We start from the raw sequence: 23,454 nt of genomic DNA, 5'->3' as shown, positions 1-23,454 counted from the left end.
AACGACAAACGGTCGTCCAGAGCCTCCTCAAGGCCCGGATCCGACAGGCCGTACCAGCGCTGCAGCAGCAAGGCCTTGAACATCAAAAGCGGTGGATAGGCCGGCTCGCCCCGGCGCGAGGGATATAGGCCCGACAAAAGAGCTTCAAAGCGGGACCACTCGAGGAGCCCATCGATCCGGCCAAGGCGATCCTCACGTTGGCCACGGCTCTCCTCAACCATGGCATCTCCGAAACCCAGCTGACCAACCGATTTCTGCGCCATAACCGCCCCCAATCAGCAATGTGTATTCCAAAATTGAATCACATCTCTGATTTCCGCGCAAAGGTCTCCATGCTGAGGTGCATTGACGCCAGTCAATGCCTCGAAGCACGTCGGCACAGGCGGTCGGGCCTGCCCCGCCCCCTACACCCGCTCCATCAGCCAGTGCAGTCGGCGGTCGTGGATGCCCAACTCGTCCAGGTGGGCGACGGTGTTGGCCAGATAGTCACGGCAGGGTCCGCGGTAGCCTTCGCCACAGCGGATCAGCTCCAGCGTCTGTTCCTGGCTCAGGTGCCCGGCATACTGTGCATGCTTCGGATCGGCGATGAAGCAGAGCGCGGGCACCGGACCTTCGCCGGTTCGGTTGCTCAGCCATTTCCAGCGATAGGCCCCGGTGACCATCTCGCGCTCCCAGAGATAGTCCAGGGCCTCGCGCGCCCGCTCGGGCGTCACGCGATAGGCGATGCCGCGGCAGGCGCCGCCCCGGTCCAGGCCCAGGACCAGGCCGGGGTTGTCCGGCGTGCCGCGATAGCGCGTGGAATAGATGCAGAAGCGCCGGTGATAGCCGCGCAACAGGGCCTCGCGCCGCTCAGCGAAATCGAATTCCGGATTCCACATGAGCGAGCCATAGCCGAAGACCCAGAAGCCTTCGTTCGGCGGCAACTGCGGTTTCTCGCGGTGAACGACGATATCCGGACCAAAGGCGGGGCTGGACGCCGCCGTGGCAGGTCCGTCGGAGTGATCTGTTCTCATGGCCGTCATGCTAACGCGCCGGGACGGAAACGGCAAAGCCCGCACCTTCACGAGGGACTTGGCCTATCGGGCGCGCGCCCATAAGATCGCTCCCATGCGCTTGACCTATCGTCTTCTTCTCGCCCTGGCGGTTCTGGCCCTGTTGTGGAGCGGCTTCTGGTTCTGGTCGGCCCAGCGCCTGGAGTCCGAGGTGGATGCCTGGATCGCGCGGCAAGAGGCCGAAGGCCGGGTGATCGAAACCGCCAGCCGCACGATCTCCGGCTTCCCCCTGCACCTGCGCCTACAGGCCGAGGGGCCGCGAATCAGCGATGCCCAAGGCGCACGCTGGGAAGCCCCCGCCCTGTCCGGCGAGGCGGCCGTCTGGGCGCCGCAGAAGCTGCGCCTGTCTTTTCCCGGTACGCAGCGCTTCCATCCACCGCCGGACAGCGGCCTGCCCCGCATCGAACTGGCCACGGCCGAAGGCCGTGCCACGGTGTCACTGACCCGCGACGGGCAGGTCGAGGGCCTGCAACTGCGCCTGAAGGGCCTGGCCCTGGTCGGCCTGTTCGAGGGCAGCTTGGCCGCCGACTCCGTGACCTTGGATTACGGCAGCCTGGCGCCGGAATCGATCCGGGAGGACGCAGAGAACCGGCCCTTCCATGCACGGCTGGAGGCACTGGAGCTGCCCAGCGCCAGCGACCCGCCGCTGGGGCAGCAGGTGCAGCTGGTCGAAGCCACCGGCCACCTGAGCGAACCCCTGCCCCCGGGCCCGCCGGAACAGGCCGCGCGGCAGTGGCGTGAAGCCGGCGGCACCCTGGAGCTGGAAGAGTTGACGCTGACCTGGGGCCCGCTGGATCTGCGCGGCGCGGCCACCCTGGCCCTGGATTCGCAGTTCAGGCCCGAAGGGGCCGGAACGGCCCGCGTGGCCGGCCTGGAGCAGACCATCGACCGACTGGTGGAGAAGGACATCCTGGACGATGGTTTGGCCCCGATCCTGAAGGCGGGGGCGCAAGCGGCCTCGCAGACGGACGGCGAAAGCGGCCGTTCGGTGGTGGAACTTCCGCTCTCGGCCCAGGACGGGATGTTCCACCTGGGTCCTGTGCCGCTTTTTCCGCTTAGTCCTCTTTTCTGATCGGCTCGGCAGTGCTGGCCTTTTCCGGCTCGCGTGGGTCGAAGGTGCCCGCCTGGCCCAGCTCGACAACGCCGCGGCGGATTTCCCGTGTATGGCGAAAGAGCGACTCCAGCGTCTCGCCCTCGCCCCAGCGGATCGCCCGCTGCAGCGCGGTGATGTCCTCGCTGAAGCGCTGCAGCATCTCCAGCACCGCCTCGCGGTTGTTCAGGAAGATGTCGCGCCACATGATGGGATCCGAGGCGGCGATGCGGGTGAAGTCGCGGAAACCACTGGCCGAATACTTGACCACCTCGCGGCGTTCGCTCTCCTCAAGATTCGCGGCCGTGCCGACGATGGTATAGGCGATCAGGTGCGGCAGATGCGAAGTGATTGCCAGGACCTTGTCGTGGTGCGCGGGATCCATGACCTCGACGGTGGAGCCACAGGCCTGCCAGAGCCGGCTTAGCTTCTCCAGCGCCTCTTCGTCGGCGCCCGGCGGCGGCGTCAGGATGACATAGCGATTCTCGAACAGCTCGGCAAAGCCGGCCTCGGGGCCGCTGTGCTCGGTGCCGGCGATGGGATGGCCGGGAATGAAGTGCACGCCCTCGGGCAGGAAGGGATCCACGTCGCGGATCACCGCCTGCTTGACCGAGCCCACGTCGCTGACGATGGCACCGCGCTTCAGGCCTGGGGCCATGGCCTCGGCCAGGTCGGCATTGGCGCTGACCGGCACGCAGAGAATCACCAGATCGGCATCCTGCACGGCTTCGGCCGGATCGCTGTGGGCGCTGTCGCAAAGCTCCAGCTCCAGCAGGCGCACGCAGCCTTCCTCGGTGCGGGCATGGCCGACGATCTCGCCCGCCAGGCCGTGTCGGTGCAGCGCGCGCGCCAGGGACGATCCGATCAGGCCGACACCGATCAGCGCAACCTTGCCGAACAGCGGTTGATGGTCCGGAACCTGGTTCATTGCTGACGGGCTCATTGCTCGTAGTCCGAAAGCGCGTCGACCACGGCGCGCATGTCGCTTTCGGTGCCAATCGTGATGCGCAGGTGGTTGGGCAGGCCATAGGCCGCCATCTGGCGCACCAGGATGCCGTGCCGCTTCAGGTAGGCGGCCGCGTCCTCGGCATCGGCGAAGCGCACGATGACGAAGTTGGCCACGCTGGGTTCGGCACGCAGGTTCAGGCGCGCCAGCTGCGCGATGAACCAGTCGCGCCACTGGGTGTTGTGGGCCCGAGAATGCGCCACGTGCGCCTGGTCGCGCACGGCCGCCGCGCCTGCGATCTGGGCGACGGCCGAGACGTTGAAGGGCCCGCGCACGCGATTGAGGACATCCACCACCTCGGGCGCGGCATAAGCCCAACCCAGGCGCAGGGCCGCCAGGCCATAGATCTTCGAGAAGGTGCGGGTGACCACGACCTTGGGATGGTCGGCCACCAGTTCGTTGCCGGTGATGTAGTCCGCGGCCTCCACATATTCGGCATAGGCGGCGTCGATCACCAGCAGCACATCGTCCGGCAGCTCCCGGGCCAGGCGCTCCAGCTCGTCGCGGGTCAGGTAGCTGCCGGTGGGATTGTTGGGGTTGGCCAGGAAGACAATGCGGGTGCGCGGTGTCACCGCCGCAAGCAGCGCGTCCACGTCTGTCCGCAGGTTTGTCTCGGGCGCGGTGACCGGCGTCGCGCCCTGGGCCCTGGCGGTGATGGGATACATCAGGAAGCCATGCTCGCTGTAGAGCACTTCGTCGCCCGGACCGGCATAGGCCCGCACCAACAGAGCGATCATCTCGTCCGAACCGGCGCTGCAGACGATCTGCTCCATGGGCAGGTCTTGGACCTCAGCAATGGCCCGGCGCAATTCCACGGCCCCGCCATCGGGATAGCGGAACAGGCTGTCGCCCGCGGCCTGATAGGCGGCCAGGGCCTCGGCGCCGGGTCCCAGCGGGTTCTCGTTGGACGCCAGGCGCGAGATCTTCTCGACCCCCTCGATCGACGAGGCGCCGCCGACGTAGGGCGCAATCTCATAGATGGAGGGTTTGGCGAGGGGTGCAGTGGAGGCGGTCGGGGCGTTCGAGGACATCAGGTCTTTTCCCGTTCCTTGAGGGCGGCACGTGGATCGGTCAGGGGCGCGGCCTGGAAGGGCAGGGGGTAGGACCCGGCGACCCACAGGCCGTTCAGCCGCTCGCCCTGGGTCTCCAGCAGTGTCTTCAGGCGCTCGTCGTCGTCGGTGATGAAGCCCGGCAGTTCCACCATCAGCAGGCCGTCGCCGCCAGCCGCACCACCGTTGCGTTGGACATAGATATTCCGCGGCGAAAGCCCGCTTTTCTCGAAGAGGTCCTTCAGGGCGCCCCGGCTCATGTGGTTGCGCGTCTCGACGATCAGGAAGCTGGCATCCTCGCCGGAGGATTCCGGCGGCACCAGGGCAATCATGATACCGCTCTGTCCCGCCGGATTGGCGGGTGTGGCCGCGGCCGCGAGAGGCAGGCGCGAGATGATGCGCGGCACGTCGTCGCCCTGGCGCGCCAGGTAACGCCACCAGGGATCGTCGGATTCGTGTTCAGGGGGCGGAATCAGGCCCACCGAGGCCTCGCCCTCGGCCACGGCATTCACCACTCTCAGCGCCGAGCCGTACTCCTGGATCGGTGTCAGCACGCCGAAGTGGTCGCGCGCCAGGCCCGTCAGCACAACATCCTTGTCGTCGCTCACCACGGCCACGGTAAAGGGCCCCTGCTGGGCCAGCGAATCCGAGAAGATCTCACGCCAGATCCGAACCAGCACGGCCCCGGGCAGCGAGCCGGCATGACGCGAGAGCAGGCGGCGCAGAACCTGGACCTCGCGCGCCGGGCGAATCACCGCCGGCACGTCACCCTTGGCCTGGCGCACCTGGCGCGAGACTTCGGTACGGCGCATCAGCAGGTCGTGCAGGGCGTCGTCGATCCGGTCGATTTCGTCGCGCAGCTCTTCGAGAGAGTGGTCACCCTGGGCCATGGTCGTTTGTCTTCGCTTCCTGGTACGTGACGGAAAGGCGCCTAGGAATAGTCGCAACAACTGGTAAAATCAAAGAAAACGACACGATGGACCTGCAAGGCCGTTGCGCGCAACAGGGCATTGACAGGAACGGCTTCTCACCTGCTTAGTGTCAGGCTCTTCGTGCGGCCCATCCGCGCGGAGCTTTTCGCATGACGCCATCACAGCTTTGCCGGAATGACAGACGCATGACGGGTACAGCCCCGAAATCGCCGGATCTCCTGCGCAGCCTGCCGGGCCATCGGGTCGAGCTGGGTGACGAGGGTCCCCTGCCGCTCGACTGCGGTGAAACCCTGGAGCAGTTCGCGATCGCCTATCAGACCTATGGTGAGCTGAATGCCGACAAGTCCAACGCCATCCTGGTCTGTCACGCACTGACGGGCGACCAGTTCGCCTCGGAAACCCACCCCCTGACCGGCAAGCCCGGCTGGTGGGAGGTGCTGATCGGTCCCGGCCGGCCGCTGGACACCGAACGCTACTTCGTCATCTGTTCCAACGTGCTGGGCGGCTGCTTGGGCAGCACCGGCCCCAAGGAGATCAACCCCGCCACCGGCAAGCCCTGGGGCCTGGACTTTCCCTTCATCACGGTGTCCGACATGGTGCATGCCCAGAAGCGCCTGATGGACCATCTGGGCATCGACCGGCTGTTCGCCGTGGTCGGCGGCTCCATGGGCGGCATGCAGGTGCTGGAATGGGCCTCGAAGTTTCCCGAGCGTGTCGGTGCGGCGGTGCCGATTGCCACCGCGCCCTACCACTCGGCCCAGAACATCGCTTTCCACGAAGTGGGGCGGCAGGCGATCATGGCCGATCCCGACTGGGATGAAGGGCGCTACCTGGACAGCGGCAAGATCCCGCGCCGCGGCCTGGCGGTCGCCCGCATGACGGCGCATGTCACTTACCTCTCGGAACAGGCCCTTCACCGCAAGTTCGGCCGCCGCCTGCAGAACCGTGGCGAACTGTCCTATGGCCTGGAAGCCGACTTCCAGGTGGAAAGCTACCTGCGCTACCAGGGGGCCAGCTTCGTCGAGCGCTTCGACGCCAACTCCTATCTCTACATCACGCGCGCCATGGATTATTTCGACCTGGGCGCCGATTTCGACGGCGTGCTGGCCAATGCCTTCCGCGGTTCGCCGGTGCGCTTCTGTGTGATTTCCTTCACCAGCGACTGGCTGTTTCCCACCACGGAGGCGCGCAAGATCGTCCACGCACTGAATGCCGCCACGGCAGACGTCAGTTTCGTGGAGATCGACAGTGACAAGGGGCACGATGCCTTCCTGCTGAACGAGCCGGAGTTCCACGAAACACTGAACGGCTTCCTGAATGGCTTTGCCGAGCAGCTGGACCTGCCCACGGCCGATCTGAAACCCCTGCCATCCGAAGACGGTAGCTCGGATGCCGAGCGGATCAGCTGAGCCCCTGTAGCCAGTCGACCGCCGCAAGAAGGACCACGCGAACCTCACCATGTCTGCCCAGCACTCCGAAGACCCGCACACCCGGACGATCCGTCCCGACCTGCAGCTGATCGCCGACATGATCGACGATGGCAGCCGCGTGCTGGACATCGGCTGCGGCGATGGAATGCTGCTGTCCTACCTGGTGGAGGAAAAGGGCGTTGTCGGCCGCGGCATGGAGTTGAGCCAGGAAGGTGTGAATGCCAGCGTGACCCAGGGCCTGTCGGTGGTTCAGGGTGACGCCGACAGCGACCTGAACACCTATCCCGAAGGCGGCTTCGACTACGTGGTGCTCTCCAAAACGCTGCAGGCGACCCGCGATCCGCGCGCCGTACTGCGCCAGTTGGTCCGCATCGGCAGCTATGCCGTGGTCTCCTTCCCCAATTTCGGCTACTGGCGTATCCGCCTGTCCCTGCTGTTCACCGGCCGCATGCCGGACACGCCACTGCTGCCGGAACCCTGGTACGAAACGCCGAACATCCACCTCTGCACCATCCGCGATTTCGTCGAGCTCTGCATGGCCTGCGGCGTGGTGATCGAAGAGGCCTATACCGTAGGCGCTGCCCTGCGCCCGCGCCCCATCCGCTCGCTGCGCACGGCCAACCTCTTCGGCCAGGACGGCGTCTTTCTGCTGCGCAAGGTTTAGAGAGCGCACCTCACTCCCCATTTTCAGCTGTTCGCGGCCTTCAGGTGTCCACTGGCTTGGCCGCACCTTGCCGGGCGGCACGTGCCTTCCCGCCACCTTTCCCACGCGCCGGTGCCTTGCGGGCCGGCTCGGCACCGCCCGGCGTCGTTTCCAGCGCTTCCAGCAAACGGTGACGCAGGCGGCGCAGGCGTGCCTGGTCCTCCACTTTCGAACCCAGGGCGTCATGCAGGTAGAAGGCGTCCACCGCCCGCTCGCCATAGGTGGTCACCTTGGCGCTGTCGATGATCAGGTGCTGGCGCGTGATGACTTCGGTGATGCGATGCAGCAGGCCGGGGCGGTCGCGGGCATTGACCTCGACCACCGTGTGGTTGCGGCTGGCCTTGTTGTCGATCAGCACCCGCGGCGGCACCTTGAAGACCTCCAGGCGCGAGGGCAGTTGCGTGCCCTGCTTCTTTAATTCCTGCTGCGGCTTCAGGCGGCCGGTCAGGCTGGCCTCGATGGCACTGCGCAGGCGCTCCAGCTTGTCGGTTCGGTCGAAAGGTCCGCCAGTGGCGTCCTCGATATAGAAGATGTCCAGCGCCATGCCGTTGGACAGCGTGAAGATGCGCGCGCCCTCCACCGAGGCGCCGGCCACCGCCAGCGCGCCGGCGATGCGGCTGAACAGTCCGGGATGGTCCGGGGTATAGATCGTGACCTCGGTGACCTGGCGATAGTCATCGATGCGCGTGTCGACGGTGAGCTGCCGGCCCGCCGCCTCGGCCTCGCGCACCAATTCGGCGTGACGGGCATGGGTCTCGGCGTCCAGCGACAGCCAGTAGGAGGCATAACCGCGCTCCAGGTGGGCTTCCACCTCCTCTGCCGGCCAGTCGGACAGTTGCGCGCGCAGGGCCTGCTGGGCGGCCTCGACCCGGCGCTCGCGCCCCTCGGTGATCAGCCCGCCGGAGAGCACCTCCTCGGTGCGCCAGTAGAGCTCGCGCAGCAGGGCGGCCTTCCAGGCGCTCCAGACATTGGGGCCGACGGCGCGTATATCCGCCACCGTCAGGATCAGAAGCAGGCGCAGACGCTCCATGGACTGCACCAGGTCCGCGAAGGACTGGATGGTCTGGGGATCGTCGATGTCACGCTTGAAGGCGGTGTCGCTCATCTTCAGGTGATGCAGCACCAGCCAGGCCACAGTCTCGGTCTCCTCCTCGGTGAGCCCCAGGCGCGGGCAGAGACGCTGGGCGATCTCGGCGCCGACCTCGGAGTGGTCGCCGGGCCGCCCCTTGGCAATGTCGTGCAGCAGCACGGCCACATAGAGCACCCGGCGCGAGAGCACCTTGTGCACCACGTCGGTGACGATCGGCGCCTCCTCGGCCAGGCGCCCCTGCTCGATGTCATGCAGGATGCCGATGGCGAAGATGGTGTGCTCGTCCACCGTGTAGTGGTGGTACATGTTGAACTGCATCTGGCTGACGATGCGCCCGAAGTCGCGGATGAAGCGCCCGAACACGCCGGCCTCGTTCATGCGCCTCAGCGTCACCTCGGGATCCTGCTCCGAGGTCAGGATGTCCAGGAAGATCGCGTTCGCCTTTGGCTCCTTGCGCACGGCGTCGGTGATGTACTTCAGGTTGCGCGTGATCCAACGCAGGGTCTGAGGATGGATATCCAGGTCGTTCTGTTGCGCCACCTGGAAGATGCGGAGCATCTCCACCGGGTTCTTCTGGAAAACCTCGGCGTCCTTCACCCAGAGGCGGTCGCCGTCCAGCTGGAAACCCGACAGGCGGCGCTGGCCCAGCAGCGGCGCCAGGCGGAAGCGCGAGCGGCGCTCGTGCTCAGCCTCGAGTTGGGCGCAGAAGATGCGCGTCAGGTCGCCCACGTCCTTGGCCATCAGGAAGTAGTGCTTCATGAAACGCTCGACGGCCTGGCTGCCGGCGTGCTGCTTGTAGCCCATCAAGGGCGCGATCTGCTGCTGCAGGTCGAAAGTCAGGCGCTCCTCGGCGCGGCCGGTCAGGAAATGCAGGTGGCAGCGCAACGTCCAGAAGAAAGCCAGCGCCTTGGCGAACTTGCGCACCTCGGGTCGAGAGAAGACCCCCGTGTCGATGAAGCGCTCGATGTCGTCCAGGCTATAGGCAAACTTGGCAATCCAGAACAGCGTGTGCAGGTCGCGCAGGCCACCCTTGCCCTCCTTTATGTTGGGCTCCAGCGCATAGCGCGAGCCCTCTCCGTGGCGCTGGTGGCGCGCGTCACGCTCCGCCAGCTTGGCCTCGACGAAGGCGGCGCTGCGCCCATTCTGCACCTTGCTTTGATAGCCTTCGCGCAGCTCCAGGAACAGGGCCTGGTCGCCCCACAGGAAGCGCTTCTCCAGCAGATTGGTGGCAATGGTCACGTCGTTGCGGGCCAGGCGGATGCAGTCCTCCACCGAGCGTGTGGCATGTCCCACCTTGAAGCCCAGGTCCCAGAGGAAATAGAGCATGGCCTCGATGACCTGCTCGCTGCGCGGCGTGATCTTGTAGGGCAGCAGGAACAGCAGGTCGATGTCGGAATAGGGCGCCAGCTCGCCGCGCCCGTAGCCACCCACGGCCACCAGGGTCAGCCGTTCCGCCGTCGAGGGATTGTGCAGCGGATAGAGGTCGTGGCTCACGTGGTCATAGACCAGACGCAGCAACTGATCGGCCAGGAAGCTGAAGGCCTGGGCCGTCATCAGGCCCGAGGCGCCGTCATGGAAGCGCCGCTCGATCTCGTCCCGCCCGTCGGCCTGGGCTTCCTTCAGGATGTCCAGGATCTCCGAGCGCGCGCGCTCCGGAGTCGAGGCGCGGAACCAGGTGGCCGCGATCTTCTCCTGCAGGCGCTGGCGATTGACGATGTCGCGGCGGCCACGCAGCCGGTCTTCCGGATGGCTGCCGCCCGCCAGTGCGGCCTCGGCCAGCGGCTGGGCCTCTTCGGGAACGGCGGCGGGTGTCGGTGAAACCATAATCTCAAGGATTGTCCCTTTGCCGCCTCAGGGCAAGGGGGAAGGACAATGACTATGTCTATAAAGGTTCTGTTCCCTCGGACAGCAGCCGCAGATAGCCATCATATACGTACATGCGACTACGTTTCTGGCCTGTAATCTCACTTACAATGCCGAGCTGCTGGAGGTTGTTCATCGCTTTTGTCACGGTTGGCGCTGTCAGGTTAAGGCTTTGACAGGCAGAGGGAATGGAAACCAAGGGGCGTGACTGCAGGTATTGATGGACACGCAAAGTAGAGCCAGCCTGACGACCGAGTTTTTCGATGCGATCCTGATCCTTCTCGAACAGAGCTATAATTTTCTGTGCCGTTTCAAAAGCTTGCTGAGACGTTTCCCGAATGCCTTTAAGGAAGAAGATCAGCCATTCCTCCCAAGCACTCTTCTCGCGAACGGCTTGAAGAAGCTCATAGTATTCCTCCCTGTTTTTCTTCAGATATAGACTGAGATAGAGAGTTGGCTCGCGAAGAAGGCCGCTTGCGCAGAGAAGAAAGGTTATGAGCAGACGTCCCAGACGCCCGTTACCATCCAGAAAAGGATGGATTGATTCAAACTGAACATGAACAAGACCCGCCTTGACCAGAACTGGATAAGCAGGGTCCTCTTGATGGATGAACTTTTCCAGCTCTCCCATGCATTCCATCAAGCGGTCTGGTGGCGGTGGGACGTAAGCTGCAAGGGAGGGGCGCGGTCCTCCAACCCAATTTTGGGAACGCCGAAACTCCCCAGGGTTCTTGTCTGCTCCCCTGTTTCCCGAGAGCAGAACGTCATGGATCTCGCGAATCAGCCTAAGGGAGATGGGAAAGCCCTCCCTCAGGCGTAGAAGCCCATGATCCATCGCGGCAACGTAATTCGCCACTTCCGCTGTATCGTCTATCGGAACGCCCGGTGCAGCCTGGTTCTCGTAAAGCAGCAAATCGGAAAGCGAAGATTGGGTTCCTTCGATTTGCGAGGAAAGCAGGGCCTCCTTTCGAATATACATGTAAAGAAACAACGGCGTATCAGGCAGCAGGGACGAAATGCCATCCAATTTTCCCAATGCAAGCGTTGCAGCTTCCAAGGGTTCGTACAGGCGTTCAAACCGCAGACTTTCGGTTGGAGGCAATGGCTCTGGCACGAACGCGCGCGTTGTTTCCTGGCCCGTGTTGAAGGCGACGAAGTGGCCGCTGGGGTGTACTGACGTCACTATTAAACGGTCCTTTAATAAGACAAAGCGTTATTAAAGGATATCGCTATTCCCTTTAATAACGCAATCGCTGCGCTTCACCGCTCCCCCGGCAGCAGGCCGCGCAGCTCGTAGAGCAACTCCAGGGCCTCGCGGGGGGTGAGGTCGTCTGGGTTGACCTGCTGCAGGCGTTCGGCGAGTTGAGAGTCCATCCCCCTGACCTCCTCCGCCAGACCGCTGTGGGCCGGCTCCGCCTGTGCCGCGGCGAAGAGCGGCAGATCGTCGGCAAGGCGGGCCAGCGCGCCGGCCTGGTCGCCCTGTTCCAGTGTTTCCAGCACCTCCTGCGCACGGGTCAGGGCCGCCTGGGGCAGTCCGGCCAGGCGCGCCACGTGGATGCCGTAGGAGCGGTCGGCGGCGCCGGGGCCGACCTCGTGCAGGAAGACCACCTCGTCCTGCCACTCGCGCACCTGCATGGCGTGGCAGGACAGCGCTGCCAGGCGTGCGGTCAGGCGCGTCAGCTCGTGGTAGTGCGTTGCGAACAGCGCGCGGCAGCGGTTGACCTCGTGCAGGTGCTCGACGCAGGCCCAGGCGATGGACAGCCCGTCGAAGGTGGCGGTGCCACGGCCGATCTCGTCCAGGATGACCAGCGCGCGCGGGCCGGCCTGGTTCAGGATGGCCGCCGTCTCGATCATCTCGACCATGAAGGTGGAGCGCCCGCGCGCCAGGTCGTCGGCCGCACCCACACGGCTGAACAGGCGGTCGACTGTGCCCACGACGGCGCTCTGGGCCGGCACGAAGCTGCCCATCTGGGCCAGGATGGCAATCAGAGCGTTCTGCCGCAGGAAGGTGGACTTGCCGGCCATGTTGGGGCCGGTCACCAGCCACAGGCGGCTGTCGTCCTGCAGCTCGCAGTCGTTGGCGACGAAGGGCCCCTCCTGCGCCTGGCGCAGGCCGGCCTCGACCACCGGGTGGCGCCCGGCGGTGACCTCGAATCGGCTGCTTTCCTCCACCTCGGGCCGGCACCAGCCCTCGCGCCCTGCCAGTTCGGCCAGGGCGGCGGTCACATCCACCTCCGCCAACGACCGGGCCGTCTCGGTGATGGCCTCGGCCTCGGCCAGCACCGCCTCCACCAGCTCGCCGAACAGCTGCATTTCCAGGGCCAGCGCCTTGTCGCCGGCCGAGAGGATCTTCTTCTCCAGCTCGGACAGCTCGACTGTGGTGTAGCGCACCGCACTGGCCAGGGTCTGGCGGTGGATGTAGCCCGCCTCGGGCCCGTCGGGCATGCGCCCGGCGTTGGCGCTGGTCACCTCGATGAAATACCCCAGCACGTTGTTGTGCCGGATCTTCAGCGAGGTGATGCCGGTGTCCTCGGCATAGCGCGCCTGCAGTCCGGCGATCAATTTCCGGCTCTCGTCGCGCAGGCCCTTCAACTCATCGAGTTCGGAAGAAAATCCTTCGGCGATGAAGCCGCCGTCGCGCGCCTGCAGCGGCAGGTCGCTGGCCAAGGCCTGGCCCAGGCGCTCGGCCAGGGCCTCCTGCCCCGTCAGTGCATCACGCGCCCGCGCCAGGTCTTCCGGCAATTCACCGACTTTCCCCAAATGGCCCCGCAGGTCCGATGCGACACCCAAGGCATCGCGTACGGCGGCCAGGTCACGCGGCCCCCCGCGTCCCAGCGACAGGCGGGAGAGCGCACGCTCCACGTCGGGACTGCGCTTCAGGCTGCCGCGCAAATCGGCGCGCAGGGACTCCTCTGTCAGCAGATACCCGACGCCTTCCAGCCGGGCCTCGATCCCCGCGGCGTCGGTCAGCGGTGCAGCCAGCCGGGCCGCCAGCAGCCGTGCGCCGGCACCGGTGACCGTGCGGTCGATGGTGGCCAGCAGGCTGCCAGCCCGGCCACCCTCGGCACCGCGCATGATCTCCAGGTTGCGCCGGGTGGCCGGGTCGATCTGCATCTGCCCACCGGCACCTGCGGGCCGTGGCGGCTGCAGGTGCGGGCGCTTGCCCTTCTGTGTCAGCTCCAGATAGTCCAGCAGGGCGCCCGCCGCCGCGATCTCGGCACGCGAAAATTCCCCAAAGGCCGCCAAGGTGCCGACGGAGAAGGCCTCCTCCAGGCGCCGGCGGGCATTGGTGCTGTCGAAACGGCTGACGGGCAGGGGGGACAGCCGCCTACGCCACTCGGCCAGGTGTTCGCCCAGCGGCCCGTCCTTGTCTGCCAGCTTTTCCGACAGCAGCAGTTCCCCTGGCTCGACCCGCGCCAGTGCGGCACCCAGGCCGTCAGGCGTCACCGCCGTTAGCGTGAAGTCGCCGGTGGAGATGTCCAGCCAGGCAAGGCCTAGACCGCCACCGGCCTCGGCCAGCGCGGCCAGGTAGTTGTGGGACCGCGCGTCCAGCAGCTCGTCCTCGGTCAGGGTGCCGGGGGTGACGATGCGCACCACTTCGCGCCGCACCACGGACTTGTTGCCGCGTTTCTTCGCCTCGGCCGGATCCTCGGTCTGCTCGCAGATGGCGACCTTGAAGCCCTTGCGGATCAGGCGCGCCAGATAGCTCTCGGCCGAATGCACCGGCACGCCGCACATGGGAATGTCCTCGCCCGCATGCTGGCCCCGGCGGGTCAGCGCAATATCCAGCGCCGCCGCCGCCTGCACGGCATCGTCGAAGAACAGCTCGTAGAAATCGCCCATGCGATAGAACAGCAGGCAGTCTGAATGCGCATCCCGGATCTCCAGGTACTGCGCCATCATCGGCGTGGCGGCCTGCACGGAAGTCACAGCGGGTTTGCCTTCGGCAGGGCTGTCTTCAGCGGTCTTGGCAGAACGTTCGGACACGGGCGCTCGCGCGGTCATGAATAAAGGTGAAAGGGGCCATCCTTCTATCGAAGATACCCCCCTCACGCCAGTGGGGAAGCGGACAGGACTATCCCTCACATGAGTTCATTCATTGACTTGAGAGAATTCAATTCATCATACTTCTAGAAATACAATTCGAATTCCAGTGAGATGGAGACACCATTGAACGTGATCAGCAGGCAGCAGGCCTCCCTGCGTGCTCAGGTCTCATCCGAAGAGTGGGAAGCACGGGTCAATCTGGCGGCCTGTTACAGGCTGATGGCCCTCTATGGCATGACCGACCTGATCTACAACCACATCTCGGCCCGCGTACCAGGTCATCCGGATCAGTTCCTGATCAACTCCTACGGCCTGCGCTACAACGAAATGACGGCGTCCAGCCTCTGCAAGATCGATCACGAAGGCAATATCCTGCTGGATCCCGATACTGGCTATGGGATCAACCAGGCCGGTTTCGTGATTCACAGCGCCGTGCACGAGGCCCGACCGGATGTGGACTGCGTGATCCATACCCACACACGCGCCGGCATGGCGGTTTCGGCCATGAAGTGTGGTCTGCTGCCCATTGCGCAGACCTCGATGCGTTTTCATAACCGTGTCGGCTATCACGACTACGAGGGCGTCGCCCTTGATCTGGACGAGCGCCAGCGCCTGGTCGCCGACCTGGGACCGCATTACGCCATGATCCTGCGCAACCATGGCCTTCTGACCTGTGGACTGAACATCGCCCATGCCTTCAATCTCATGTACTGGCTGGAGAACGCCTGCAAGGTCCAGGTGGATGTTATGAATGCCGGCAGCGAATTGCAGCTGCCTCCCGAAGAGGTCTGCGAAAAGACGGCCAAGCTGTACGATCCGGATGTGCGCCGCGTCTACGGCGAAATGGAGTGGGAGGCCATGCTGCGCCAGGTTGATGAAGCAAATCCGGGATATGACCAGTAGCGGCCAAGCTGTGAGTTCGGACATCCACCAATCCGCAAAAGGACTGAAAGCAAAAGAAGATCAAGGAGTTACTTTTTCTATCCGCAGCCTCAACAGGCAAGCGCAACAACAATAACAACCACATGAATCACGAGAGGAGACACGTCATGGGACTGAAGAATTTCCAGATTCGTAAATACCGGTTGGTGGGTCTTTCCACTGCCTTGCTGGCCTTGGCTGCCATGCAGATTCCAGCCGCGGCAGCGGAAGTGACCTTGCGCCTCGGCTGGCCGACCGCCGACAGTGAAACGGATCCCTATGCCATTGCTGCCCACTATTTTGCCGAGGAACTCGAGAATGAAGCACCCGGGGAATTCGATGTCCGCTTCTTTCCCAGCAACGAACTTGGCAATGAAACCGAGATGCTGGAGGGCATGCAGCTAGGAACGCTTGAAGCCGGAGTCATCACGGCTACGCAAATCGCCTCGATTTCGTCGGCTTTTCAACTGATCGATCTGCCCTTTATCTTCAAGGATAACGAACAGGCCCGCCAGGTACTGGATGGTGAAGTGGGAACGATGATCCTGGATACGCTCGAGCCAGAAGGCATTGTCGGCCTTGGCTTTGTTGAAGCGGGTTTCCGGAACACGATCAACAACAAGCGCCCCGTCTCGACACCAGACGACATGGAAGGAATCCGCCTGCGGGTGCAACCCTTCGACATCTACCTCGACAGCTTCGATAAGTTCGGAGCGGACCCCATTCCCATGGAATGGAGCGAGGTCTTCACCGCTGTCCAGCAGGGCACGATCGACGGACTCGAAATCCCCTTGAGTGTGATCTATGCCAACAACTTCCCGGACGTCACTCAATACCTCTCCATGACGCAGCATGTCTACAACGCCCCGGCTTTGCTGCTTTCGAAACAGACCTTCGATCAACTCAGCGACGAACTGAAACAGGCGGTCCAGCGTGCTGCGGAAACGACCATCGAGCGGCAACGTGAAACTGTGGGTGCCAACAACGCGGAAATGGTCAGCCGCATCGAAGAGGCCGGCATGGAGGTAAACGAGGTCGAGGATGTTGCTGCCTTCCAGGACCTCGTTCGACCCGTTTATGAGGACTATAGGGAGACCATCGGAAACGAGATCATGAGCAAGGCTCTCGAAGCCACCGGACAGGAATAATCCTGCATCATCGATCGCACCCGGCAGCCATGCGTACTGCCGGGTGCGATGCTCTGCTTATCAGGTATGTCCGGAACAACCTTCATGCTGTTCTTCCAAAAGCTACTGGAGACCCTCAGCCTATGGGTCGCGCGTTTCACGGCCGGCATTGCCTGCATGACGGCCGTGGCGCTTGTGGCAACGCTGTTGATCGGAGTCTTTTTTCGCTACGTGGTGCAGAACTCACTGCCCTGGCCGAGCGAGATCGGTCTGCTTCTGTTCTCATGGACGGTCTTCCTGGCCGCAAGCCTCGGCGTACGCGAGGATTTCCATGTACGCGTCACACTGCTTCGCGATCTACTGCCGGACGCACTGTCCGACGGCCTGGAGCGTCTTATCCTTCTGGGCGTCGGTGTATTTGCCTTTGCCATGCTGTTCTATGGCTGGCAATTCGCCGAATTCACGGCGGGACGAACCTCAGCAGCAATCAACTACCCCCTATGGCTCCGCAACGCTTCAGTACCGGTCTCGGGCGCCTTCATGCTGCTGCATGTCCTGGCCCGCCTGACCCGGCCGAGCCTGCGTGATGCTGGAAGTCTGGGAAAGAGCGCTTTATGACCACCGTGGCAATCGTATTGATCGTGGGGCTTCTCGTCCTCCTGCTGCTAGGCATGCCGATTGCCTTTACCCTGGGTATCCTGGCCCTGGTCGGCATGTGGCTGAACGATGCAAACCCGTTGATCCTCAGCCAGCGTCTCGTGGCGGGAACCGGAGTGCACAGCCTTCTCGCCATACCGGGATTTGTCCTTGCCGGCTATATCATGAGCGAAGGCGGGCTCTCGCGCCGACTTGTGCACATTGCCTCATCCATGATCGGTCATCTGCCGGGGGGATTGAGCATGGCCACTGTAGGCGCTGGAACCTTTTTTGGAGCTATTTCCGGGTCGGCCCCCGCAACGACCGCTGCCATTGGTTCCGTCATGACGCGGGAACTCGAAGATAGGGGTTACGAACGGGGATACGCGGCCGCGCTCGCAACTGCTGTCGGTCCTCTGGGCCAGATGATTCCTCCTTCAATTCCCATGGTCGTATGGGGTGTCCTGGCCGAGGAATCGATCTCCAAGCTGTTCCTGGCGGGAATTATTCCCGGCCTGGCCGCTGCACTCGGGTTTGTGGCCATTAGCTACCTCTATGCCATAATCCGGGGCGTGCCGCGCGCAGCTTGGGCGGGATTTCGTGAGATCGGCCTGGCAATCCGAAACGGCATCTGGGCCCTGTTTACGCCTGTCGTCATTCTGGGCGGCATCTATGGTGGCGTTTTCACGCCCACGGAAGCCTCCATGGTCGGCGCCTTCTACAGCTTCATTGTCGGAGTCTTCATCTATCGCGAACTGAGCTGGCGCAGGCTGCCGGGCGTGCTGCTACAGTCGCTGCGCACCACCGCCATCATCATGTTCATCATTGCGGCCGCCTATGGCTTTGCCTGGGTTGTCTCCAATGAACAGCTGCCCTCCCAGGTCGCCGAACAGCTTCTCTCCATCACGGATAACCCGATCCTGATTCTGCTTATCCTCAACCTCCTCCTCCTGTTTCTCGGAGCCGTCATGGATACGCTCTCCGCAATGGTGATCCTCAGCACTGTCCTGATCGCCGTGGGGAACTCAATCGGACTGGACCCGATTCAACTGGGAGCGATGGTGGTCATTAACTTTGCGGTCGGCATGGTGACGCCTCCGCTGGGCTATTCCCTCTTCGTGGCCGCCTCGATCACGGAGTTGCGCATAGAAACGGTGGCGCGACACCTCTGGCCATTTCTTCTCGTCCTCGTCGGCGTTATCGCACTTGTCTCTTATGTTCCTTGGGTGACGCTGTGGCTGCCGAGTTTGATCGACTGAACAAGATAGGAAAACACGATGAGTGATACGATTCCCGTAACTCCCGATCCTGTGGCCGAACCAAGCAAGCCTTCGACCCCACTTCCAAAGAATGCCTGCGACAGCCACGCCCATGTCTTTGATCCCGAAGGTGGAACACCGCTGGCTCCGGGAAGCGAATACAAGCCATCCTATGCACCGCTAGAGCGTTATGAAAAACTCCTGCAGCATCTTGGTTTCGCGCGCGCCGTTCTTGTCCAACCAAGCGTCTACGGGACCAACAATCGCTTCATGATGGAGTGCCTGAAAAGGAAGGGACCGACGGGAGACAACAGCTTTCGCGGAATTGCTGTCGTGGACAGCAACGTCACGGACGCCGAACTTGAAGAGATGCAACGCGTTGGCGTGCGCGGTATCCGGATCAACCTCGTCTACGGTGGCGGGGTTGATTTCGAGGTCCTCAACGATCTGGGTAACCGCATCGCACCCTTGGGATGGCACGTACAATTCCTCGTGGACCTGTCGAAGCTGCCGGACTTTGCCCAGCGTGTTGAATCGCTGCCTGTTCCCTTCGTCGTCGATCACATCGGCCATTTCCCGGTCAGTCTGGGTGCGGAGTTGCCGGCCTTCCGCGATCTTGTTTCGCTGGTGCGGGAATCGCGGGCCTGGGTAAAGATAATCGGGCCAAACCGTATCAGCGGCAGGCAAACGCCGCCCTTCGATGACGTCAAACCCTTGGTGGATCCACTCGTTGAGGCCAACCCCAATCAGCTGCTGTTTGGAACAGACTGGCCACACGTCAAGCTGTCAACGCCTATACCGGATGATGGCAGCCTCGTTGATGAATTCGCCAATTGGGTTCCAGATGAGGCGATCCGCAGGCGCATACTGGTCGATAATCCGGCCAGGCTTTACGGGTTTGATAGGTAAAGGGCCGCAAGGAAGCTCAGGTCAAGGAAATCTTACATATTCCCCTCTGCACAGCAGAGGTGCATTGAAATCAGCAAATCAATGCCGGAAGTGGCGCATGCCGGTGAAGACCATGGCGATACCGGCTTCGTCGGCGGCGGCGGTGACCTCCTTGTCGCGTTTGGACCCGCCGGGCTGGATCACGGCGGTGGCGCCGGCCTCGACCGCGGCCAGCAGGCCGTCGGCGAAGGGGAAGAAGGCATCCGACGCCACCACGGCACCCTTCGCGCCCTTTTCGCCGAAGGCTTCCTTCGCCTTGCTCGCGGCAATGCGGCTGGAGTCCACACGGCTCATCTGTCCGGCGCCGATGCCGATGGTGGCCCGGTCGCGGGCATAGACGATGGCATTGGACTTCACGTGCTTGGCAACACGGAAGGCGAACAGCAGGTCCGCCAGTTCCCGCGCCTCGGGCTTGCGTTTCGTGACGGTCTTCAAGTCATCCGCGCCGACACAGCCGCTATCCCTGTCCTGGACCAGGTAGCCGCCCGACAGCGACTTGACGGACAGCCCGGGCTCGGCCGGGTCGGGCAGCGTCCCGGTCAGCAGCAGACGCAGGTTCTTCTTCTCGGCCAGGACCTCGCGCGCAGCCTCTTCAGCCTCCGGTGCAATCACCACCTCGGCGAAGAGCTTGGCGATCTCCTCCGCCGTTTCGCCGTCCAGCGGCCGGTTGACCGCGATGATACCACCAAAGGCACTGACCGGATCACAGGCCAGCGCCCGTTCATAGGCCGCCTTCAGGCTGTCGCCCTCGGCCACGCCACAGGGATTGGCATGCTTGATGATGGCCACCGCCGGGTCATCGAATTCAGCCACCAGTTCAAAGGCCGCATCGGTGTCGTTGTAATTGTTGTAGCTGAGCGCCTTGCCCTGCAATTGCTGGGCCGTGGCCACGCCCGGCCGCTGCCTGCCGCTGCTGTAGAAGGCCGCCTTCTGGTGCGGGTTCTCGCCATAGCGCAGTGTCTCGGCCAACTCGCCCGACAGGACCAGCGAAGGCGGGAAGTCGATTTCCTGATCCTTGTTCATCCAGGCCGCCACGGCGGAATCATACGAAGCCGTATGCGCAAAGGCCTTGGCCGCCAGGGTGCGCAGCAGGTCCGGCTGCAGACCGCCACCATCCATCTGGGCGATCACCTGCTCATAATCCTCAGGATCGGTCAGCACGGCCACGGACTCGTGGTTCTTGGCTGCAGCGCGCAGCATGGCCGGCCCGCCGATATCGATCTTCTCGACACAGTCCGCACGCTCGGCCCCGGAGGCCACGGTCTCGCGGAAGGGATAGAGATTGACGGCCAGGAGGTCGATGGGACCGATGCCGTGTTCTTCCATGGACTTGCGGTGGCTGTCCAGGTCGCGCCGCCCCAGGAGGCCGCCATGGATCTTCGGGTGCAGGGTCTTGACCCGGCCGTCCAGGATTTCGGGAAAGCCCGTGTAATCGCTCACCTCGGTCACCGGGATGCCGGCATCCCGGATGGCCTTGGCAGACCCGCCGGTGGACAGGAGTTCCACATCTCGAGCGGCCAGCGAGCGGGCAAAGCTGACCAGCCCGGTCTTGTCGTAGAGGGACAACAGCGCGCGCCGGACCTTCACGGGCGAAGGGCTCTTGGCAGCAGGTGTCGGATCGGACATGACGGCACTCCGGTTATCTGGTCTTCGGCTCTCATCCCTGTTGTAAGCAAGACTGCCGCCTTTGTCCTCCCCTGTGATAAAAAAATCGGCGTCAACGCCCCGGTTTGGCCGCCGCCTCGCGCTGCAGGGCCCACTTGACGCGCGCGCCGCTCTGTCCACAGCGGCCATGGAGCACCACCTGCTGGCTGCGCCGCGACTGGCCATCGCCGAAATAGACCGAGTCCTCCAGGGCCACCACCGCCCCGCTGCAGCGCAGGCGCCAGCCTCCCGCCTTGGGCAGGCGCAGCAGCACGGCCTGTCCGTTCTGTACCACTGCGGCCTGTACGCTCGGATGAAGATGGAAACGTACGGCAAAGTCCAGCGCTCGGTCAAAGGGCTCGGCCCCCGCCGGTTCCACACGATCCTCGCCGCGCAGATCCTCGCCACTGGCCGCCAGATAAAGTACGCGCCGATGCAGCGCCCCCAGGCGTACGGCGTAGCCATCATGCCGGGATTCCAGCAGGATGGCGCCCTCATCCTCGTCGCGTCGGTACTGCACGTCCGCAGGCCGGGCCACCAGCCCTGACTGCCAGAAGGCACGCCCTGCCGACAAAAGCGATGAATTGGTCTCGGCCAGCGTCAAGGTGGAATGCGCTGCGGTGACGCGCAAGGCCTGGCGCAGGGCCTCGCCCGCAGCCTGGCCACTGGGCGCCCCGCAGTTGACGATCAGACGCTCGCGCCCGACACTCATCTCGAAGCTCAAGGTCCCGGCATGGGCCGCACGGTCAAGGCCTGGCGGTGGCGGTGCGCCACAATCCTGCAGGACAAGCGTACGCCCCGCCTGCATACGCTGGAAGCCGGTCTGTGGCGCTGACGTCCGGGGCCGGCGGCGAGCATCGGCCCGGCGCAGCACCATGTCCACCTTGAAGCCCTCTTCGGCTGTGGAGCCGTTGAACAGGGCCAGGCCGCCATCGCCGTGCTGCAGCAGGCGCATAAGGGGCCCCATGCTCTCGATGGCCAGTTGCAGTTCGTCGGGCAAGGGCTCACCGGCAGCATGCAGCGTGGCCTTGATGTCCACCAGATCGCGGAGCACCGCCAGGTGACGTCCGGGACTGCGTTCGCAATGTCCGCCGTCAGCCAGGATCTGGGCCGTCAGTTCGCGCGAGAGCAGGGCCAATGCCCGCTTCAGCCAGGGCCGCCCGTCGGGCAGGCAGGCGCCCGCGATGGCCAGCCCGCGCAAGGCCACGATCAGGTCCGAGCCGGTCAGTCCCGCCGGCAGGACCGCCGCCAGGTGCGCGGCCTGCCGTGCTGACGAGTCCAGCAGCCGTTGGCGAAAATCGATCTCGGCCGAGGCGGCGAAGAAGTCATACTGGCCCAGCCAGTGCGACAGGCGGCGCCCGGTCACCAGCGGGTCCCAGGCCAGCGGCGACCAGCGTCGGTGCAGCTCCATCCACTCCGCGGTCAGGGCCCGGGCGCGGCGCCGGGCCGGATCGCCATTGCAGGCCCGCAAGTCGCGCAGCCAGGAGAAGCTGTGCAGCTCCTCACGCCAGGCCTGCGAAGCCTGGGGCGGGTTCCAGATGGGACTGGGGTTCTCCAGGGTCTGGCCAGCAAAGGTGAAGATCATATCGGCCAGCGCACGCCCACGGTCGGCTTCGCCGGGCCAGGGATCGGGCGGCAGGTTGAGCGGCGTTGCGCTCTCCAGACGGGGCAGGAAGACGCCATAGAGCGGGCTGCGATGCCAGGGGGCCTTCAGGCGATAGGCCAGTCTCTGCCAAAGCAGGCGACGCGGTAGTGCCCCCAGGGCCCGCAGGCGCATACTGAGCGGTGGCTTGCGTCCGGCCATGCCGCGACCACCGGGCCGTTGATCCCTGTCAGCAGGCGGTGCGGGCGCTGTCTCGCCGACCACCACAGACTCCGTCATCCGGCGGGTCCGCGCAGGGCGCGGATGTTTTCGGCATAGGCTTGCGGTCCGCCCTTGAAGGTGGCGGTGCCGGCCACCAGGACATCGGCGCCCGCCGCGATCGCCTGGGGCGCGGTCTCCAGGTTGATTCCGCCATCCACCTCCAGGTCGATGTCGCGGCCGCTGTCATCGATCATGCGGCGCAGCGACTCCAGCTTGCGCAGGCTTTCCGGAATGAAGGACTGTCCGCCGAAGCCGGGATTGACGCTCATCACCAGGATCAGGTCCACCTCCTCCATCAGCGGCTTGACCGTCGCCAGCGGCGTCCCGGGATTGATGGACACTCCCGCCTTCTTTCCCAGCGACTTGATCAGCTGAAGTGTGCGATGCACATGCGGCCCCGCTTCGGGGTGCACCGTGATGATGTCGGCCCCGGCCTCGGCGAAGGCCTCCACATAGGGGTCCACCGGGGAGATCATCAAATGCACGTCGAAGGGCAGGTCGCTGTGCGGGCGCAGGGCCTTCACCACCGAGGGCCCGATGGTGATGTTGGGCACGAAGTGGCCGTCCATGACGTCCACGTGGATATAATCTGCACCAGCCTCGCTGATGGCACGGACTTCCTGGCCCAAGGCTGCGAAATCGGACGACAGGATGGAGGGAGAAATGCGTGTGTGCTGCTGCATGCGGGGAACCGAACCTCGCGCTCGATGGAAAGGCGTCAGGAAACCGAACCGGTATCTTCGGGTGATATCAGCAAGCCGTCCCCCCGTCAAAGCGCCAGCAAGCGCCATGG

Annotated in this window: 19 protein-coding genes; 8 read left to right on the top strand and 11 right to left on the bottom strand. The window is 64.1% G+C overall.

Annotated features, from left to right (window positions below; translation table 11 throughout):
- Together BP38_RS23370 and BP38_RS0105790 are read right to left on the bottom strand one after the other, a co-directional pair.
- A partial coding sequence (locus BP38_RS23370) for a transposase (protein ID WP_026986958.1) occupies window positions 1-263 on the bottom strand: 263 nt, incomplete at its 3' end.
- Window positions 264-404: 141 nt separating this feature from the next.
- Window positions 405-1,013, bottom strand: coding sequence for a gamma-glutamylcyclotransferase (locus BP38_RS0105790; protein WP_081816474.1), 609 nt, complete (start codon window positions 1,011-1,013; stop codon window positions 405-407).
- On the opposite strand from BP38_RS0105790, the gene BP38_RS0105785 reads away from it, so the two are divergent.
- Window positions 1,012-2,124 carry a DUF2125 domain-containing protein gene (locus BP38_RS0105785; protein ID WP_035723683.1) on the top strand — a complete coding sequence of 371 codons (1,113 nt, stop codon included), beginning with the start codon at window positions 1,012-1,014 and terminating at the stop codon, window positions 2,122-2,124. The genes BP38_RS0105790 and BP38_RS0105785 overlap by 2 nt on opposite strands.
- On the opposite strand, the gene BP38_RS19280 is transcribed toward BP38_RS0105785, so the two are convergent.
- The 3 genes from BP38_RS19280 to BP38_RS19275 are packed head-to-tail and all read right to left on the bottom strand — an operon-like array spanning window position 2,108 to window position 5,087.
- Entirely contained in the window at window positions 2,108-3,085 is a 978-nt protein-coding gene (locus tag BP38_RS19280; protein WP_051609018.1) for a prephenate/arogenate dehydrogenase family protein, read from the bottom strand. The genes BP38_RS0105785 and BP38_RS19280 overlap by 17 nt on opposite strands.
- The gene (gene hisC, locus BP38_RS0105775) at window positions 3,082-4,179 is read right to left on the bottom strand and encodes a histidinol-phosphate transaminase (RefSeq protein WP_035723677.1); all 1,098 of its coding nucleotides are present in this window, start codon (window positions 4,177-4,179) and stop codon (window positions 3,082-3,084) included. The genes BP38_RS19280 and hisC overlap by 4 nt, the downstream gene beginning before the upstream one ends.
- Entirely contained in the window at window positions 4,179-5,087 is a 909-nt protein-coding gene (locus tag BP38_RS19275) for a chorismate mutase (RefSeq protein WP_051609017.1), read from the bottom strand. Before BP38_RS19275 ends, hisC begins: the two co-directional genes overlap by 1 nt.
- A gap of 227 nt (window positions 5,088-5,314) precedes the next feature.
- Between BP38_RS19275 and metX the strand changes: the two genes are divergently transcribed.
- Entirely contained in the window at window positions 5,315-6,538 is a 1,224-nt protein-coding gene (gene metX, locus BP38_RS19270) for a homoserine O-acetyltransferase MetX (protein WP_081816473.1), read from the top strand.
- A gap of 49 nt (window positions 6,539-6,587) precedes the next feature.
- Window positions 6,588-7,223, top strand: a complete 636-nt coding sequence (metW, locus tag BP38_RS0105760; protein WP_026986954.1) for a methionine biosynthesis protein MetW — start codon at window positions 6,588-6,590, stop codon at window positions 7,221-7,223.
- A 40-nt stretch (window positions 7,224-7,263) separates the two neighbouring features.
- Here metW and BP38_RS19265 read toward each other — a convergent pair whose 3' ends face one another.
- The 3 genes from BP38_RS19265 to mutS form a co-directional block, all read right to left on the bottom strand.
- On the bottom strand, window positions 7,264-10,176 hold the full coding sequence (locus tag BP38_RS19265) for a [protein-PII] uridylyltransferase (protein WP_081816472.1): 2,913 nt from the start codon (window positions 10,174-10,176) through the stop codon (window positions 7,264-7,266).
- A gap of 58 nt (window positions 10,177-10,234) precedes the next feature.
- The gene (locus BP38_RS0105750) at window positions 10,235-11,398 is read right to left on the bottom strand and encodes a Fic family protein (protein WP_035723673.1); all 1,164 of its coding nucleotides are present in this window, start codon (window positions 11,396-11,398) and stop codon (window positions 10,235-10,237) included.
- 77 nt (window positions 11,399-11,475) lie between these two features.
- Window positions 11,476-14,118 (bottom strand): DNA mismatch repair protein MutS, encoded by a 2,643-nt coding sequence (gene mutS / locus BP38_RS0105745; RefSeq protein ID WP_051609039.1) that lies wholly within the window; start codon window positions 14,116-14,118, stop codon window positions 11,476-11,478.
- Window positions 14,119-14,391: 273 nt separating this feature from the next.
- Between mutS and BP38_RS0105740 the strand changes: the two genes are divergently transcribed.
- The 5 genes from BP38_RS0105740 (at window position 14,392) to BP38_RS0105720 (ending at window position 19,114) form a co-directional block, all read left to right on the top strand.
- Window positions 14,392-15,165 carry a class II aldolase/adducin family protein gene (locus BP38_RS0105740; protein WP_026986951.1) on the top strand — a complete coding sequence of 258 codons (774 nt, stop codon included), beginning with the start codon at window positions 14,392-14,394 and terminating at the stop codon, window positions 15,163-15,165.
- Between the two features lie 146 nt (window positions 15,166-15,311).
- Window positions 15,312-16,331: a DctP family TRAP transporter solute-binding subunit gene (locus tag BP38_RS0105735; RefSeq protein WP_035723670.1), complete on the top strand. Its 1,020-nt coding sequence runs from the start codon at window positions 15,312-15,314 to the stop codon at window positions 16,329-16,331.
- An 84-nt stretch (window positions 16,332-16,415) separates the two neighbouring features.
- Window positions 16,416-16,928 (top strand): TRAP transporter small permease, encoded by a 513-nt coding sequence (locus BP38_RS0105730; RefSeq protein WP_035723668.1) that lies wholly within the window; start codon window positions 16,416-16,418, stop codon window positions 16,926-16,928.
- Window positions 16,925-18,205 (top strand): TRAP transporter large permease, encoded by a 1,281-nt coding sequence (locus tag BP38_RS0105725; RefSeq protein ID WP_026986948.1) that lies wholly within the window; start codon window positions 16,925-16,927, stop codon window positions 18,203-18,205. Before BP38_RS0105730 ends, BP38_RS0105725 begins: the two co-directional genes overlap by 4 nt.
- Window positions 18,206-18,223: 18 nt before the next feature.
- Window positions 18,224-19,114 (top strand): amidohydrolase family protein, encoded by an 891-nt coding sequence (locus tag BP38_RS0105720; RefSeq protein WP_026986947.1) that lies wholly within the window; start codon window positions 18,224-18,226, stop codon window positions 19,112-19,114.
- Window positions 19,115-19,192: 78 nt separating this feature from the next.
- Here BP38_RS0105720 and purH read toward each other — a convergent pair whose 3' ends face one another.
- The 3 genes from purH to rpe all read right to left on the bottom strand — a co-directional run bounded on the left by purH (window position 19,193) and on the right by rpe (window position 23,344).
- The gene (purH, locus tag BP38_RS0105715) at window positions 19,193-20,779 is read right to left on the bottom strand and encodes a bifunctional phosphoribosylaminoimidazolecarboxamide formyltransferase/IMP cyclohydrolase (protein ID WP_026986946.1); all 1,587 of its coding nucleotides are present in this window, start codon (window positions 20,777-20,779) and stop codon (window positions 19,193-19,195) included.
- A 91-nt stretch (window positions 20,780-20,870) separates the two neighbouring features.
- Window positions 20,871-22,679 carry a heparinase II/III family protein gene (locus BP38_RS0105710; RefSeq protein ID WP_081816469.1) on the bottom strand — a complete coding sequence of 603 codons (1,809 nt, stop codon included), beginning with the start codon at window positions 22,677-22,679 and terminating at the stop codon, window positions 20,871-20,873.
- Window positions 22,676-23,344 (bottom strand): ribulose-phosphate 3-epimerase, encoded by a 669-nt coding sequence (gene rpe / locus BP38_RS0105705; protein ID WP_026986944.1) that lies wholly within the window; start codon window positions 23,342-23,344, stop codon window positions 22,676-22,678. The genes BP38_RS0105710 and rpe overlap by 4 nt, the downstream gene beginning before the upstream one ends.
- Window positions 23,345-23,454: the final 110 nt, after the last annotated feature.

Source organism: Fodinicurvata fenggangensis DSM 21160, assembly GCF_000686045.1.
Classification (GTDB): Bacteria; Pseudomonadota; Alphaproteobacteria; order Kiloniellales; family DSM-21159; genus Fodinicurvata; species Fodinicurvata fenggangensis.
This window is presented reverse-complemented; position numbering and strand designations above follow the sequence as displayed.

Excerpts from the sequence above, each read along its gene's own strand:
- BP38_RS0105785 (WP_035723683.1), top strand. The coding sequence starts at position 1,012 with ATGGCCGTCATGCTAACGCGCCGGGACGGAAACGGCAAAGCCCGCACC.
- BP38_RS0105790 (WP_081816474.1), bottom strand. The coding sequence starts at position 1,013 with ATGAGAACAGATCACTCCGACGGACCTGCCACGGCGGCGTCCAGCCCC.
- BP38_RS19280 (WP_051609018.1), bottom strand. The coding sequence starts at position 3,085 with ATGAGCCCGTCAGCAATGAACCAGGTTCCGGACCATCAACCGCTGTTC.
- hisC (WP_035723677.1), bottom strand. The coding sequence starts at position 4,179 with ATGTCCTCGAACGCCCCGACCGCCTCCACTGCACCCCTCGCCAAACCC.
- BP38_RS19275 (WP_051609017.1), bottom strand. The coding sequence starts at position 5,087 with ATGGCCCAGGGTGACCACTCTCTCGAAGAGCTGCGCGACGAAATCGAC.
- metX (WP_081816473.1), top strand. The coding sequence starts at position 5,315 with ATGACGGGTACAGCCCCGAAATCGCCGGATCTCCTGCGCAGCCTGCCG.
- metW (WP_026986954.1), top strand. The coding sequence starts at position 6,588 with ATGTCTGCCCAGCACTCCGAAGACCCGCACACCCGGACGATCCGTCCC.
- BP38_RS19265 (WP_081816472.1), bottom strand. The coding sequence starts at position 10,176 with ATGGTTTCACCGACACCCGCCGCCGTTCCCGAAGAGGCCCAGCCGCTG.
- mutS (WP_051609039.1), bottom strand. The coding sequence starts at position 14,118 with ATGATGGCGCAGTACCTGGAGATCCGGGATGCGCATTCAGACTGCCTG.
- BP38_RS0105735 (WP_035723670.1), top strand. The coding sequence starts at position 15,312 with ATGGGACTGAAGAATTTCCAGATTCGTAAATACCGGTTGGTGGGTCTT.
- BP38_RS0105730 (WP_035723668.1), top strand. The coding sequence starts at position 16,416 with ATGCTGTTCTTCCAAAAGCTACTGGAGACCCTCAGCCTATGGGTCGCG.
- BP38_RS0105725 (WP_026986948.1), top strand. The coding sequence starts at position 16,925 with ATGACCACCGTGGCAATCGTATTGATCGTGGGGCTTCTCGTCCTCCTG.
- BP38_RS0105720 (WP_026986947.1), top strand. The coding sequence starts at position 18,224 with ATGAGTGATACGATTCCCGTAACTCCCGATCCTGTGGCCGAACCAAGC.
- purH (WP_026986946.1), bottom strand. The coding sequence starts at position 20,779 with ATGTCCGATCCGACACCTGCTGCCAAGAGCCCTTCGCCCGTGAAGGTC.
- BP38_RS0105710 (WP_081816469.1), bottom strand. The coding sequence starts at position 22,679 with ATGACGGAGTCTGTGGTGGTCGGCGAGACAGCGCCCGCACCGCCTGCT.
- rpe (WP_026986944.1), bottom strand. The coding sequence starts at position 23,344 with ATGCAGCAGCACACACGCATTTCTCCCTCCATCCTGTCGTCCGATTTC.